Origin of the sequence: Haloferax sp. YSSS75 (assembly GCF_046764215.1) — an archaeon.
In the GTDB taxonomy this organism is placed as follows: domain Archaea; phylum Halobacteriota; class Halobacteria; order Halobacteriales; family Haloferacaceae; genus Haloferax.
In genome coordinates this window covers 3,062,504-3,075,798 of record NZ_CP177206.1, presented here as the reverse complement: position 1 = coordinate 3,075,798, position 13,295 = coordinate 3,062,504, and the positions used below count along the sequence as shown (strand labels likewise).

Annotated in this window: 19 protein-coding genes and 1 tRNA gene; 7 read left to right on the top strand and 13 right to left on the bottom strand. The window is 63.6% G+C overall.

The features are described from left to right. Positions 1-152: 152 nt before the first annotated feature. Both ACK3R5_RS16010 and ACK3R5_RS16005 read right to left on the bottom strand, forming a co-directional pair. Positions 153-226 (bottom strand) — tRNA-Arg (locus ACK3R5_RS16010). Positions 227-269: 43 nt separating this feature from the next. After that, positions 270-647: a YccF domain-containing protein gene (locus ACK3R5_RS16005; protein ID WP_411965032.1), complete on the bottom strand. Its 378-nt coding sequence runs from the start codon at positions 645-647 to the stop codon at positions 270-272. Positions 648-772: 125 nt separating this feature from the next. Here ACK3R5_RS16005 and ACK3R5_RS16000 point away from each other — a divergent pair, with 125 nt between their 5' ends. Together ACK3R5_RS16000 and ACK3R5_RS15995 are read left to right on the top strand one after the other, a co-directional pair. Continuing rightward, positions 773-1,342 (top strand): AAA family ATPase, encoded by a 570-nt coding sequence (locus ACK3R5_RS16000; protein WP_411967655.1) that lies wholly within the window; start codon positions 773-775, stop codon positions 1,340-1,342. Next, positions 1,339-1,755, top strand: a complete 417-nt coding sequence (locus ACK3R5_RS15995) for an RNA-binding domain-containing protein (RefSeq protein WP_411965030.1) — start codon at positions 1,339-1,341, stop codon at positions 1,753-1,755. Before ACK3R5_RS16000 ends, ACK3R5_RS15995 begins: the two co-directional genes overlap by 4 nt. A gap of 7 nt (positions 1,756-1,762) precedes the next feature. On the opposite strand, the gene ACK3R5_RS15990 is transcribed toward ACK3R5_RS15995, so the two are convergent. The 4 genes from ACK3R5_RS15990 to ACK3R5_RS15975 form a co-directional block, all read right to left on the bottom strand. Beyond that, the gene (locus tag ACK3R5_RS15990; RefSeq protein WP_411967654.1) at positions 1,763-2,737 is read right to left on the bottom strand and encodes a nucleoside recognition protein; all 975 of its coding nucleotides are present in this window, start codon (positions 2,735-2,737) and stop codon (positions 1,763-1,765) included. Positions 2,738-2,787: 50 nt separating this feature from the next. Next, on the bottom strand, positions 2,788-3,348 hold the full coding sequence (locus ACK3R5_RS15985) for a magnesium transporter (RefSeq protein ID WP_411965028.1): 561 nt from the start codon (positions 3,346-3,348) through the stop codon (positions 2,788-2,790). Position 3,349: 1 nt separating this feature from the next. Continuing rightward, entirely contained in the window at positions 3,350-3,931 is a 582-nt protein-coding gene (locus tag ACK3R5_RS15980; RefSeq protein WP_411967653.1) for a magnesium transporter, read from the bottom strand. A gap of 155 nt (positions 3,932-4,086) precedes the next feature. Then, complete coding sequence (locus tag ACK3R5_RS15975) at positions 4,087-5,478, bottom strand: signal recognition particle protein Srp54 (protein ID WP_411967651.1); 1,392 nt, start codon at positions 5,476-5,478, stop codon at positions 4,087-4,089. Between the two features lie 91 nt (positions 5,479-5,569). On the opposite strand from ACK3R5_RS15975, the gene ACK3R5_RS15970 reads away from it, so the two are divergent. After that, a complete protein-coding gene (locus ACK3R5_RS15970; protein ID WP_411967650.1) occupies positions 5,570-6,550 on the top strand; it encodes a D-2-hydroxyacid dehydrogenase in 981 nt (326 codons plus the stop codon). A 9-nt stretch (positions 6,551-6,559) separates the two neighbouring features. Further along, positions 6,560-7,177, top strand: coding sequence for a LysE family translocator (locus ACK3R5_RS15965; RefSeq protein ID WP_411965024.1), 618 nt, complete (start codon positions 6,560-6,562; stop codon positions 7,175-7,177). 27 nt (positions 7,178-7,204) lie between these two features. Here ACK3R5_RS15965 and ftsY read toward each other — a convergent pair whose 3' ends face one another. The 6 genes from ftsY to ACK3R5_RS15935 form a co-directional block, all read right to left on the bottom strand. Continuing rightward, a complete protein-coding gene (gene ftsY, locus ACK3R5_RS15960; RefSeq protein WP_411967649.1) occupies positions 7,205-8,473 on the bottom strand; it encodes a signal recognition particle-docking protein FtsY in 1,269 nt (422 codons plus the stop codon). A gap of 20 nt (positions 8,474-8,493) precedes the next feature. Next, positions 8,494-8,967 carry a prefoldin subunit alpha gene (pfdA, locus tag ACK3R5_RS15955; RefSeq protein ID WP_411968671.1) on the bottom strand — a complete coding sequence of 158 codons (474 nt, stop codon included), beginning with the start codon at positions 8,965-8,967 and terminating at the stop codon, positions 8,494-8,496. Beyond that, entirely contained in the window at positions 8,967-9,143 is a 177-nt protein-coding gene (gene rpl18a, locus ACK3R5_RS15950; protein ID WP_411965022.1) for a 50S ribosomal protein L18Ae, read from the bottom strand. The genes pfdA and rpl18a overlap by 1 nt, the downstream gene beginning before the upstream one ends. 82 nt (positions 9,144-9,225) lie before the next feature. Then, positions 9,226-9,891 carry a translation initiation factor IF-6 gene (locus ACK3R5_RS15945; protein WP_411965021.1) on the bottom strand — a complete coding sequence of 222 codons (666 nt, stop codon included), beginning with the start codon at positions 9,889-9,891 and terminating at the stop codon, positions 9,226-9,228. A gap of 3 nt (positions 9,892-9,894) precedes the next feature. Continuing rightward, on the bottom strand, positions 9,895-10,173 hold the full coding sequence (locus ACK3R5_RS15940; RefSeq protein ID WP_411965020.1) for a 50S ribosomal protein L31e: 279 nt from the start codon (positions 10,171-10,173) through the stop codon (positions 9,895-9,897). Positions 10,174-10,176: 3 nt separating this feature from the next. Continuing rightward, the gene (locus ACK3R5_RS15935) at positions 10,177-10,329 is read right to left on the bottom strand and encodes a 50S ribosomal protein L39e (protein ID WP_007544136.1); all 153 of its coding nucleotides are present in this window, start codon (positions 10,327-10,329) and stop codon (positions 10,177-10,179) included. Between the two features lie 163 nt (positions 10,330-10,492). Here ACK3R5_RS15935 and ACK3R5_RS15930 point away from each other — a divergent pair, with 163 nt between their 5' ends. After that, the gene (locus ACK3R5_RS15930) at positions 10,493-11,434 is read left to right on the top strand and encodes a DMT family transporter (RefSeq protein ID WP_411965019.1); all 942 of its coding nucleotides are present in this window, start codon (positions 10,493-10,495) and stop codon (positions 11,432-11,434) included. Between the two features lie 18 nt (positions 11,435-11,452). Here the strand turns inward: ACK3R5_RS15930 and thpR are convergent, their stop codons facing one another. After that, positions 11,453-12,007, bottom strand: a complete 555-nt coding sequence (thpR, locus tag ACK3R5_RS15925) for an RNA 2',3'-cyclic phosphodiesterase (RefSeq protein ID WP_411967648.1) — start codon at positions 12,005-12,007, stop codon at positions 11,453-11,455. A 199-nt stretch (positions 12,008-12,206) separates the two neighbouring features. On the opposite strand from thpR, the gene ACK3R5_RS15920 reads away from it, so the two are divergent. Continuing rightward, on the top strand, positions 12,207-12,947 hold the full coding sequence (locus tag ACK3R5_RS15920; protein WP_411965017.1) for a tetratricopeptide repeat protein: 741 nt from the start codon (positions 12,207-12,209) through the stop codon (positions 12,945-12,947). After that, entirely contained in the window at positions 12,947-13,249 is a 303-nt protein-coding gene (locus ACK3R5_RS15915) for a DUF424 domain-containing protein (protein WP_411965016.1), read from the top strand. Before ACK3R5_RS15920 ends, ACK3R5_RS15915 begins: the two co-directional genes overlap by 1 nt. The last annotated feature ends 46 nt before the right edge of the window (positions 13,250-13,295 follow it).

The following is a 13,295-nucleotide window of genomic DNA, read 5'->3' as shown; positions in this document are numbered from 1 at the left end:
TTCACTGAGCAATCCCAAAAGAGCGCGACGGGATTGAGCAAACGCGAAGCGTTTGCGACGGGATTCGAACCCCAGTCGCAACAAGTTGCTCCCTGATTCGAATCCCGCGCGGGTGCGTTCCGACACGCCTCGCTATCGCTCGGCGGTCTCCACGAGCGCGACGGGATTCGAACCCGCGGCCGTCGGATTAGAAGTCCGACGCTCTGTCCAACTGAGCTACGCGCCCTCGTATCCCAAAAACAGGTGCCAAATGAAAAACGAATCGGCTTCTACCCGTCGAATCGGTACAGCGACGTGACCACCGGAAGCCGATTGAACATCCACAGCGCGATGGGCAAGCCGATAATCGTGACTGCGAAGAACGCCGCCACGTTCGCCCAGAGCCAACTCAGCCACCAGCCGACGAAGACGAAGTAGACACCGCGGACGAGAAGCGACCGCTGGCCAACTGACGCCTCCGGGTCGGCGAGCGACCGAGGTTCCTTCAGCGTCAACACCGTCGGCACGAGGTTGATGAGTTTGATACCCAGCGGGATGCCGATGATAGTCAGGTTGAGCAACCACGCGATGTTGACGACGGCGGGCGTCGCCCACCACCCGACGAATATGAACCAGATGGCTCTGACGAGGAACGACCGTTGTTTCATGACTGACAGTATGCGGTGGAAGACGAAAAACGCCGTGGGTACCACGACTGGCGGGCGAGCGCCAGTTCCAGTGACCAGAGCGACTGAAGGGAGGGTTTAACAGCGCGAACGAGGTAACACCGGCTATGAGAGTCATCGGGACGGTTGGTCTGCCCGGTAGCGGAAAGGGCGAACTCGCCGAAGTCGCCGAGGAAGCAGGCATCCCCGTCGTGACGATGGGAGACATCATCCGCGAGGAGTGTCGCAACCGCGGACTCGACCCGGCGACGGACCACGGCAAAATCGCGAAGGCCCTCCGCGAGGAGGAAGGCGACGACGCCATCGCGGCACGGTCACTGCCCGTCATCGAATCCCACCTCGAATCGAACGACGTCGTCGTCGTCGATGGACTCCGCTCGGGCGTCGAACTCGACCGGTTCCGCGAGGCGTTCGGCGACGAGTTCGTCCTCGTGAGCGTCGAAGCACCGTTCGAGATGCGCTCCGAGCGACTCGGTGACCGTGGACGCGACGAGAGCGACACCGACGTCGAGTCGCTGAAGAAGCGCGAAGAGCGAGAACTCGACTTCGGGATGGGTGAAGCGATGGACCGCGCAGACGTGGTCATCGAGAACACCGGCACGCTGGAGGCGTACCACGAGAAGATAACGCGTCTGTTCGAAGACGGCCCGGAGGCCGTCGCCGAGGTGGACGGATGATATACAGCGCCGACGTTCGAATCGAGGTTCCGGTCCGCGACACCGAGGTGACAGACCGGGTGGGAGACGCCGTCGAGAACCTCTTCCCCGGCGTCGAACTCACGCACGAACCCGGGAAACTCGTCGGAGAGACTCACGAGTTAGAACGCTTTTCGGAGCGACTGCACGAACAGGCCATCCTCGACACCGCTCGACGAGAGTTCGAAAAGCGGCGTGACGACGACGGCTTTTCGTTCGCGCTGAAGAAACAGGCCGCGTTCAAGGGCGTCGTCAACTTCGCCGTCGGCAACCCCGACGAACTCGGTGATATCGAAGTCCACGTGACGGTCCGTGACCCGTCTGTCGAGGAACTCATCGACTACGTCGCGCCACCGACCGAAGACGGCCGACCAGTCGACCCACAGGACCGCTAAACACCGCTCAGGCGACCAACAGCGCTACAGCGACGCCGAGGAAGGCGATTTTGAGGCTCGTGTTGACGACGATGACCTTCGACCCGAACTCCGGCCCCCAGATGCCGTACTGGAACGGAATCGACCGCTTGAACGTCGAGACGGTGAAGGAGACGATACTACCGATGAGCATCGTCGCCACCGCCTGCCGTGGGGTGAACGTCTCTCCGATGGCCGGCGCAATCGTCGCCGCACCAGTCGTCGTGTCGAACGTGAAGGCGATGACGACGGGGACTGCCGCCCCCGGGAGGCCGACGAGATTCGTCAGCGGACTGGCGAGGTTCGTGAACGCTTCGAGGTCTGTCGTCTGCAACAAGAGCGTGACGAGTACGTAGACGACGGCGAGTCGGGGGACGATTCGTCGCAGTGTCTTCCACGTCTTTCGTGCCGCCTCGTCGGCCATCGCTCGGAGGGACTCATCGCCCGCCTCCGCGTCGTCGCCGGCACCATCGGTCTCTGCGACGGCAGTCGGTTCGACGTTCCGGTCGGAGAGCAACACCGCGCCGGCGACGACGCCCGTCAGTGTGATTCCGAGTGCGATTGCGGCGCGCGCACCGACGTAGAGGAACCCGACTTCACGGCCGAGGATGGGGATGAGCACCGGCCAGTAGTAGGTGAAGATGTGCTGGACGAATCCGAAGAACGTGTTGATGGTGACTGCCACCAGCGTCGCTCTGTCGTCGAGGACGCCGGACTCGCGGAACTCCGCGAGCATGCCGTACCCCGCCGTCGCCGATGCGGCGGTGGTGACGATGGCCGTCCCGACTTCGTCGGGGAGGTTGGCGGGACTCGTCAGGTAGCGCGAGAGACCGGCGATTCGCTCGACGAGGCCGAGGGCGACGACGAGGTTCGCCGCGAAGACGCCGACGGCGATGTAGGCGGCGATACGCAGGACTCTCGGGAGCACGTCGAGCAGAACCGGGAGGACGGCCGAAGTCTGCACAGACGGAGGTAGCGACGGAGAAACTAATCGGCGTCGGTCGATGGGCCGCCTCAGATCAAGAGTTGCGACACTGCGAACAGGACGACGACGCCGAGAACGTCACAGACGTTGGTGACGACGGGGATGACCACGTCGTCCGGGTCGAGGCCGAACCGGTAGGCGATGTAGGTGGCGGTGAACGTCACGAAGACGGCCAACACGGCGAGTGAGACGCCACTGGTCGACGAGACGATGACCACCGTCGAGAGTGACAGCGCGGCACCACCGGCGACGAGTCCCGACAGTATCCACGCGCCCACCCCGATAATCGGAAACACCGTCAGTGCGAGAATCACCGTCGCGATGGCGTTGCCCGTGAGTTCGTCGTCCGCCGGCGAGAACGACAGCGTCCCGAGGTGGAACGACGTCGAGAGTCGTGCCGCGAGGATGCTCCCGAGGTTGCCCGCCGTCCCGATAGTGACGGGCACGAGGATGAGCAGCGAGGGATACCGGAGTAACTCCGCCTCGAAACTCCCGAGAATGAGGCCGCTCCCGATTTCGACCAGCGTGAGCAGGAGCAAGACGGGGAGCATCGCCCGCGAAATCGCCCGGACGGTCCACTCGGTTGGCACGTCAGACCACCCCCGCGATGGCGAGGACTGTTCGGACGGCGATGAGCAAAAAGAGGATGCCGAAGACGTCACCCGTCGTCGTCACGAGCGGTCCCACGATAGTGTCGGGGTTCCGTCCGCGCCGGTACCCCGCGAAGACGACGGTGACGACGACGACGACGAGGACGATTCCCGACAGCAGCCCCGCCACGATGGCGATGCCGACGAGAATCGGGAGCGGAGCGACTGGCTTTCCGAGGAAAGTGAGGATGAAGAACGCGACGATGGAGGCGAACGTACTCGTCAACACACCGTTCGCGAGGGCGGCAGTCGCGGCGGCCCGCAGTCGCCTGTCGCCACCGACGACGTAGGGTTCGATGAGACCCTGATGCAGTGCGGTGGCGATTCGAGCGCCGAGCGAGCCATAGACGTTCCCGCGAGTCGCCAACAGTGCAGGGACGAGGACGAGGAGGCCGGGGACTGCACGAAGTTCGGCGCGCATACCGCCGAGGACGACGCCGGCGATGAGCCCACCGACGAGACTCGCGGCGAGTGCAGGCAGGGCTTCTTTGTAGGCCTCGACTGCCACGTCGCGCACCGTCATTGTCGGGTGCGACGGACCCGAGCGTTAAAAGTCGGGCGTATACTGGACGACTCTGCGCGACGAATCATGCGAACCGGAGGGTGAGTGAGAAGTCGCGGACGAAAGCACGGAGAGAGTAGACGAAAAGCGGCGTTCGGGAATCTGTGTGAGTGAGGTTAGAACGGGCCCATGCCGCCCATACCGCCCATGCCGCCACCGCCGCCCTGTTGCTGGAGTTTCTTCATCATGCGCTGCATGTCGCCGTCGCCCATGCCCTGGAACTGCTTGATGGTCTGTTCCATCATGCGGTGTTGTTCGAGGAGTTCCTGAATCGTCTCTTCCTCCTGTCCCGACCCCTGTGCGATGCGTTTGACGCGGGAGGCACCGATGATGCGCGGGTTCTCCAGTTCCTCGTCGGTCATGGAGTCCATGATGACTTCGAACGAGCGCATCCGGTCTTTGGTCACGTCCATCGCGTCGTCCGGCAACTGGTCTTTGAGGCCGCCACCGAGGCCCGGAATCATGTCGAGCACCTGGTCGAGTGGACCCATCTTGTTCATCGCCTCCATCTGTTTTTGCATGTCCTTGAGGGTGAAGTTCCCCTTCATCATCTCCTCGGGGTCCCAATCTTCGTCTTCGAGTTGGGTCTCGGACATGGCGCGTTCGACGCGCTCGGAGAGTTGCTTCAGGTCGCCCATCCCGAGCAAGCGGGAGATGAAACCGTTGGGTTCGAACCGTTCTATGTCCTGGACGGTCTCACCCATCCCGAGGAAGGCGATAGACGAGTCCGTCTCGTTGACGGCGGTCAGCGCACCGCCACCTTTCGCCGTCCCGTCGAGTTTGGTGATGACGACGCCACCGATACCGATGGACTCGTCGAACTGTTGGGCCTGCTCTTTCGCGCCCTGCCCGATTGCCGCGTCCAAGACGAGCAGATTCAAGTCGGGTTGGACGACGCCTTCTATCTCTTCGATTTCGGCGATGAGGTCGTCTTCGAGCGCGTGGCGACCGGCGGTGTCCACGATGTGGATGTCGGCGTCTTCGGTCGCTTCGAGACCCTCACGTGCGATTTGGACCGGGTCGTCACAGTCGGGGTCACCGTAGAATTCGACTTCGGCGCGCTCACACATCTGCTTGGCCTGGTCGTAGGCCCCGGGGCGGAAGGTGTCGGTCTGGATGACCGCCGGACGAAGCCCCTTCTTCGAGAACCACCACGCCATCTTGGCGGAGGTGGTGGTCTTGCCCGACCCCTGCAGACCGGCGAGCATGATGGTCTGTGATTCGAGCGGAATCTCCGTCGACTCGCCGATGAGTCCGACGAGTTCCTCGTAGACGATTTTGAGAACGTGGTCGCGAGCGCTCGTCCCACCCGGTGGCTCTTCCTCCAGTGCCCGTGTCTTGATGGAGTCAGAGAGGTCCATGACGAGGCTGACGTCGACGTCCGCAGAGAGCAAGGAGCGTTGAATCTCCTTGACAATCTCCTGTACGTCTTCCTCGTCGAGGCGGGACTTACCCCGCAGCTTGTCGAGACTGCCGCGGAGAGAACTCCCGAGATTGTCGAGTACCATTGGAATCACCTACGCCGTCGCGTCGGTAAAGGCTTTATCCGTCGCGTCGGCGGCCGAACACCTATCGGCCACGCCAGCGACACCACAGACGATGACACGAATCCTCGTCCTCGACCAACCATCACACGACATCCCCGCCGAGGAGTACGTCGACGCGCTCCGTGAGCGACTTCCCAACGCGACCATCGTCCACCCGAAGACGACCACCGAAACGCTCGACGCCGCCCGCGACGCCGACGTCATCACTGGAACGTACCTCTCCCGCGACGTGCTCGCCGCCGCGGACGACCTGACTCTCTTCGCTGGCGCGGCGGCGGGGTACGACCACCTCCCGATGGATGAACTCCGCGAGCGTGGCGTCACCGTCACGAACGCGTCTGGCGTCCACGGCCCCAACATCGCCGAACACGTCATCGGCTGGCTACTGATGATTACCCGCCGCCTCGACGAAGGCATCCGTCGACAAGAGCGCCGCGAGTGGCGAGCGTTTCAGGCGTACGGCGAACTCACCGGGTCGACAGTCACCGTCGTCGGCCTCGGCGCCATCGGGCAGGCGGTGGTCGAGCGCCTCGAACCCTTCGGCGTCGAGACCATCGGCGTTCGGTACACACCGGAGAAAGGCGGGCCGACGGACCGCGTGATTGGCTTCGACGAGCTCGAATCCGCGCTCGTAGAGACAGACTATCTCGTGCTCGCGTGCCCGCTGACTGACGAGACGCGACACCTGATAGACCAACAGGCGTTCTTCTCGCTCCCGAACCACGCCGTTCTCGTGAACATCGCTCGCGGCGGCGTCGTCGACACCGACGCACTCGTCTCGTCGGTACAGCGTGGGTACATTCGAGCGGCGGCACTCGACGTGACCGACCCCGAACCGCTCCCGAACGACCACCCACTGTGGGACTTCGAGAACGTGTTCATCACGCCCCACGTCGCAGGGCACACCCCACACTACTTCACCCGACTGGCAGACATCGTCGCAGAGAACGTCGAACGGTTGGAGTCCGGCAATCGAGAACTCCGCAACCAAGTGCTTCCCGAATCCCCACGTACTTCATCCGAGGACGCATAGCGAGACTCGATGACGGCGCTCGTCTTCGGACTGCAGTTGACCACTCTTCTCGCCTTCTCCGGGGCGGCTATCGCGCTCATCCTCACACCGGGTCCCGATACGATGTACGTCCTCGCTCGCGGCCTCGACGGACAGACGGCGGGTGTTCGGTCGGCGTTCGGTATCGCCACCGGCGTCCTGTTCCACACGCTCTTGGCGACGCTCGGCGTCGCCGCACTTCTTCAAACGGTTCCAGAGGCGGCGGCGGCCATCCAGTACGTCGGTGCGGCCTACCTCATCTACCTCGGTATCGTCGCCTTCCGCGACGACGAGTTCGACCCGTCAGTCGAGACTGACGCCGCCGGAAGTTTCCGCCGCGGCGTCTTCGTCAACGCACTGAACCCGAAGGTGGCGCTGTTCTTTCTCGCCTTCCTCCCCGGATTCGCCGGACAGGGACCGAACGCGGGTGAGCGAATGGCACTCCTCGGTGCACTCTATGCGGTGTTGACGGCGCTGTATCTCTCCGTCGTCGCGCTCGGTGCCGACAGACTCGGCGAGACACTCGCAGCGACCCGGGTCAGTCGCGTACTCAACTACGTCGGTGCGGGGACGATGCTGCTGCTCGGCGTCGTGCTCGCAGTGGAGTGAGACGAACTGAAGTGAAGGTGGCGGGCGTTACTCGCCGTCGCCGAGCAGGCGTTTGACCATCTGTTCGGGGTCGAACCGCTCGATGTGGTCGTAGCCCTGCCCGACACCGAGGAACAAGATTGGCTTGCCCGTCACGTAGGCGATAGAGATTGCCGCGCCACCGTTGGAGTCGGCGTCGGCCTTCGTGAGGATGGCCCCGTCGATGGCCGCCGCGTCGTTGAACTTGCGGGCGCGTTCGACTGCGTCCTGTCCGGCCACCGCCTCGTCTACGAAGATGGTGAGGTCAGGGCCGACGACGCGGTCGATTTTCTCTAACTGCGCCATCAGGTCGTTCGACGTGTGGAGACGACCGGCCGTGTCACCGAGCACGATGTCGATATCGTGGGCGTCGGCGTACTCGACGGCGTCGTAGATGACTGCCGCCGGGTCACCACCCTGTTCGTGGGTGATGAGTTTCTTGTCGAGTACCTCCGCGTGCTCGCGGATTTGCTCGTTCGCGCCAGCGCGGTAGGTGTCACCGTTTGCGAGCACCGTCGAGTAGCCCTCCTTTTCGAAGTAGCGGGCGAGTTTGGCGATGGTCGTCGTCTTCCCGACGCCGTTGATGCCGGTGAAGATGAGGGTGACGGGTTTGTCCGCCTCCGCGATGCGCTGGTCGAAGTCGAACTGCCCGACGCTGATGACGTCGTAGAGCGCGTCGTGGAGCGCCTCTTCGACGAGTTGGCCCGTACTCTGGACCTGCTTTCGCGTCTCGCCGACGAGTTTCTCGCGAATCGTCTCGAGAATCTCTTCGGCGACGTTCATCTCCACGTCGCTCTGGAGGAGCGCCATCTCGAGTTCCCACAAGGGGTCTTCGAGGTCCTCTTCCTCGATGACGACTTTCCCGGTGGCGAACGCGGCAGCGCGTTTGAGACGACTCGCGTTGCTCTCCGACCCATCGGCTTTCTTCTCGGACAGTGCCTGTTTCGCGGCGTCCGAGGCGAGTGACTCGCGTGCCGGTTCGTCGGAGTCGGCGTCCGTCACCGCGTCCTCGGCTTCCGTCTCCGTCTCCGGTTCCGGTTCCGGTTCGGGAGTCTCTGTCGACGCAGTGAGAGCGTCGTCGTCCTCCGCTGTGGCCGACGTGTCGACAGGTTCGGTCGCCGTCTCGTCGTCTGGTTCCACCGCTTCGGCGTCGGGTTCTACCGCCTCGGCGTCAGCGTCAGCCTCGGCCTCCGAAGCTGCCGCTTCGGCTTTCTCTTCGGCGGTATCTTCGACGTCTTCGCGGAAGCGGTTGAGTTTCTTCTTCAGTCCGTCGAACATCTGAATAGTGGGTTACGGGGTTACTCGTCGTCGCCGTCTTCGCCTTCGCCCTGCATCTGCTGTTGCATCTGCTGCATCTGCTGCTGCTGCATCTGCTGTTGGGCCTGCATCGCCTGCTCTTCTATCTGTTCGCTCTCTTCTTCGAGTTCTTCGATTTCGCCGCGGACGCTGGCGATTTCCTCGTCGAGCATGTCCTGCTTGCGGCGCAGTGCTTCGACGGCACTGGACTGGTCCTGTTCGGCCGCGTAGTTCGCGCCGAGCGAGACGATGACTTCGTCGATGTCCTGGACTTCCGCACGGAGGTACGCGCCGCCACCGAGCGGGACCTGCACCGTCGAACCCGTCTCGAGCGTCTCGATTGCGTCGACGGCTTCGTCGATTTCGTCCTTCTCGGCTTCGAGGTCAGAAACCTCGTCTTCGAGGGACTGAATCTCCTCGTCGAGTGCCTGCAGTTCCTGGGAGAGCTGCTGAAGTTGCTGCTGACCGCCACCCATCATGCTGCGAGCACCTCGCCGAGTTCGACCTTCGTACGTTTGATACCGTGTTCACTGCCGATGAGGGAGAACACGCGTTCCTGTGCGACGTTCTCGTTGGGAGCCTCTACCGTCTTGGTGAAGTTGTGGGACACTCCACGACTCGTGAAGCTTCCAGAGATAGTGTACTGGCTCATGGATTTCGGTCGGGTGGCAAGCGGGAAGAGTCTTCCTACTCGGAGCGAAAACGAACCGCGAAAAGGGGGAGACGAGCGGCCCTCAGTCGATGTAGCCGAGGGCGTCTTCGATGCGCCCCAGTTCCGGGCCGGTCGTATCTTCGCCGACGATGTACGACTCGTCGTTGGCCACGAGGCCAGAACCGACGAGCGGACCACCGTAGTTGATGGTTCCGAGGTCAGCGCGAACGTCGAGGAGTTCCTCGAGCGCTTCGAGTTCGGGTTCGCGGGACTTCGGATGGCAGAGGACGCCACGGTTGTTGGCGACGGCGGCCATCCCCACGGTTCGAACGTCGCCGAGGTCACCGCGTTCGACGGGGACGTCCAGTGCTTCTTCGACGGCCGCGACGGCCTCGTCTGTGAGGTCGGCGTGGACGTACGCACCGTAGTCGTTCGCGAGAACGACGTTCCCGGCGGCGTTGATGCGGCCGGGGAGTTCGTAGACGGGGAGGTCTACGGTGTCGGTGAGTGCCTCCTTTTCGCGGGCCGTCGCACGACTCGAAACGAGCAGTCCGTTTTCGTTACCCGTCGCTAACGCACCGACGGTCCCGGACCCGCCGATGGTCGTCTTGACCACCGGCACGTCGAGTTCTTCGGCCATCTGCTCGGCGAGCGCGTCGTCGGCGTCTGGGCGAACGACGAGGACGTCGTCGGTCGCCCGAGCGAAGACGCCGATGTAGGATGAACCGGCGAAGGAGGCGCGGAGCACCGTTTACTCGGCCGGTTCTGCTTCGACGACTGACTCGCCGTCCTCGTCGAAGCGCGCGGCGCGGACGCGGAACTTGCTCGGCGGGTCCTGTCGGCCGGACGCCCAGATGCGCTCGTTGATCTGCGTGTCGAGACGCACGTCGTCGGCGTCGACCTTGAAGTGCTTCGCGAGGTGCTCGCGGATGAGCGTCATCGCGCGGCCAGCACGCTCGTGGGACGGGACAGCCTTCACGTCGCGGAGCGGGACGGTGACGACGCGCTCCTCGAAGTCGTTTGCGCTCATTGCTTACTCGTCCGTGTTGCTTCGCCGCCAGTTGCGACGCTTGGGGTTTCGCGTGACTTCCATGTCGGTCTTGAGCATGACCCACGCGGGGACACGACTGTTCTGACGTTCGAGCTTCGCCAGACGCTTCTTCTTAGCCTTCGACTTCTTACCCATAGTGGCCTACAGTTTCCTTCCTCCGCATAAAATCTTGTTCCTTCGCGTTTTAGTGGTGTGAGAAGCGTCCACAGGCCCGAATCAACTCGCCTGACCCGGCAGATGCGGCGAACCGAGCGGGAATCGACTCATTCAGTATCGTCGGCAAACGAGTCCGACCTGAATGAGTCGGGCCCGTACGCTGGTCGTCTTTCTCGCCGTCTCCGCCGCGTGGGGGAGCGCCTTCCTCGCCACAGATATCGCCCTCCAGACAGTCCCGCCGGCGTTCCTCGCCGCGATTCGGTTCGACGTCGCGGCAGTCATCCTGTTCGCGCTCACCGTCGCCCGCGGTGACCGGTTTCTCCCCGCCGCACGCGCCGAGTGGCGACCGATTCTCACCGGCGGTGTGCTCAGTATCGGAGCGCACCACGCGCTGTTGTTCTCGGGACAAGTGTACGTCCCCGGGTCGGTTGCGTCCGTCCTCCTCGGTATCGTCCCGCTGGCGACGCCGACGCTCACCCGCCTCACCTCCTCGCGGAAGCGACTCACGCCGCTCAAGGCCGCGGGACTGGCCCTCGGATTCCTCGGCCTCGTCGTCATCGCCAACCCGAACCCCGAGAATCTGCTGACCTCGAATCTCCTCGGCGTCGCCTTGGTGGTCGGGTCGGCACTCGCGTTCGCCCTCGGGGCAGTCTTCACCCACGACAGCGAGACGAGTATGTCGCTGTTGGCGGTGCAGGCGTGGATGATGCTCATCGGGGCGATTACGCTCCACCTGACGAGCATCGCACTCCCGTGGGAGTCCGCCGCCGACGCGGTGTGGGTGCCGAGCGCCATCGTCTCCACGGCGTACCTCGCCGTCGTCGCCGGCGCGGGTGGGTTCTTACTCTACTTCTGGCTTCTCGACCGGGTCGGCCCCATCGAAGTCGGCCTGCTGGAGTACGTCATCCCGCTTTTCGCCGCGCTCGCGGAGTGGGTGGTGCTCGGCCGTATCCCGACGCTCACGACTGTCGCCGGGTTCACGCTCATCTTCCTCGGCTTTCTCCTGTTCAAACGCGACGCGATTCGTGGCGAACTCCGCCGTGCAGTGGACCGGAATCGTCGCCGGAAATCGGTCGACGACTGAGCAGAACGTCTTGGACCCTCACAGCGAGAATCGAGAGACAGTCTCGTACTCGGGGCCGTCTGGCCCGAGTTCGCTCTTCTTCAACCGAACCTCTCTGACGGTGAACGCCCCAATCTCGGGGTCCTCCCGTTCGACGACGCGCTGGACGTGGTCCTTCCCGCGTGCGTCGTTCATGCGGGCGAGCGTGACGTGCGGCGAGAACTCGTGGTCTTCGGCGTCGAACCCGACGGCCGTCGTCTCTCGTTCTATCGCCTCGTGCAGGCGCGTCATCTCTGCGGCACCCGCTTCGATGCCGGTCCAGACGACGCGAATGTAGTCCAGCGAGGGGAAGACGCCGAACCCACGGACCGAGGCGTCGAATTGGTCCACACTCGCGCCGTCGATGGCCGTCTCGACGGCGTCTTCGACTGTCTCAACACGTTCCGGCGGCGTCTCTCCGAGGAACTTCAGCGTCACGTGGGCCTGTTCGGGGTCGGTAAAGCGGAGTCCGTCGGCGTCGGCGAGCAATGCCTGCGCGGCAGCGACACCCTCCGAGAGTGCCGGTGGGAGGTCGATAGCGAGGAAGAGTCGCATGGCAGATAAATGACGGGAAATAGACGTTAAGCTTCCGCCGGCGACGACTCAGGGGTAGTCCGTGTCGCCGCAGACGAAGGAGACGACAGTCGTCGAGGCGGACGGGGTTCTAGAGACGTAGGTCGACTGGCAGTAAAAAGCGGTCGATGTCGAGGCTCTGACGTAGCGTTTAACCGCCGTGACTCCCAATCGCGCCTATATGACCGACGACGGCAAGCGACCCCACCGGTTCTCCGAAGGGCAGGGGTTCGACGAGGATTACTCCGAGTTCTCGCTCGACCCGCCCGAACTCACGGTGGACCCGACGAAGGTCGACCCAGTCGACTCGCGCGTCCTGACCGACATCCTCGACAAGCGGAACATCGACCCCGAAGACGTCGACGTCGAGAAACTCCTCGACGTCGCCCTCTCGTACATGCAAATCAACCGCTTCGAGGAGGCGACGGAAGCGTTCGAACGAACCGCACGCTTCGCCGAAGACGACTCGCCCATCGCACAGGAGGCGTGGGTGAACAAAGGTGCGGCACACGCCCAACTCGAAGAGTGGGACGAAGCGGTCGGCGCGTACAAGGAAGCGCTCCGCGTCGACGACGACAGCGAACACGCTGCGACGGCCCACACGAACCTCGCGTACGCGCTGTGGGAGTCCGGCCAGACGGCGGACGCCCTCGACCACGCCGAACGCGCCGTCGAACTCGACCCACGGTTCCCACAGGCGTGGTACAACCGTGGTTTCTTCCTCCTCGAACGCGGTCTGAGCGAGGAGGCAGTCAACGCCTTCGACAACGCCATTCGCCTCGGGATGCGCACCCCGGCGGTCCACGAAGAGAAGGCGCGCGCACTCGAAGAACTCGGCCGTGAGGAAGAAGCAGAACAGGCACAACAGCAGGCAGACGACATTCGCGAGCAGGCCGAAGCGGAGCTCGTCGAGGAGTACTGATGCTGCTGCGCGAACGCGAGACTCCGGAAGGCCTCCTCGTCTCGGTCTGTGACGCAGACTGCCTCGGAGAGACGTACACGGACGACGGTGTCTCGCTGGACGTCACCGAGGACTTCTACGGCGGCGAAGAGGCAGAGACAGTCGACCAGGACGCCGTCGTCGAGAGTCTCACGCGTGCCACCGTCGCCAACATCGTCGGCGAAGAGTCGGTGAACGTCGCTATCGACGCTGGTCTCGTGGACGAAGAGACGGTCCTCGAAGTCGGCGGGACGCTCCACGCACAACTGCTCTGGCTACGGTAACCGTCTCGGGTCGTCGCCCGTCACTTCCGCCCGATTTTTTCGACGC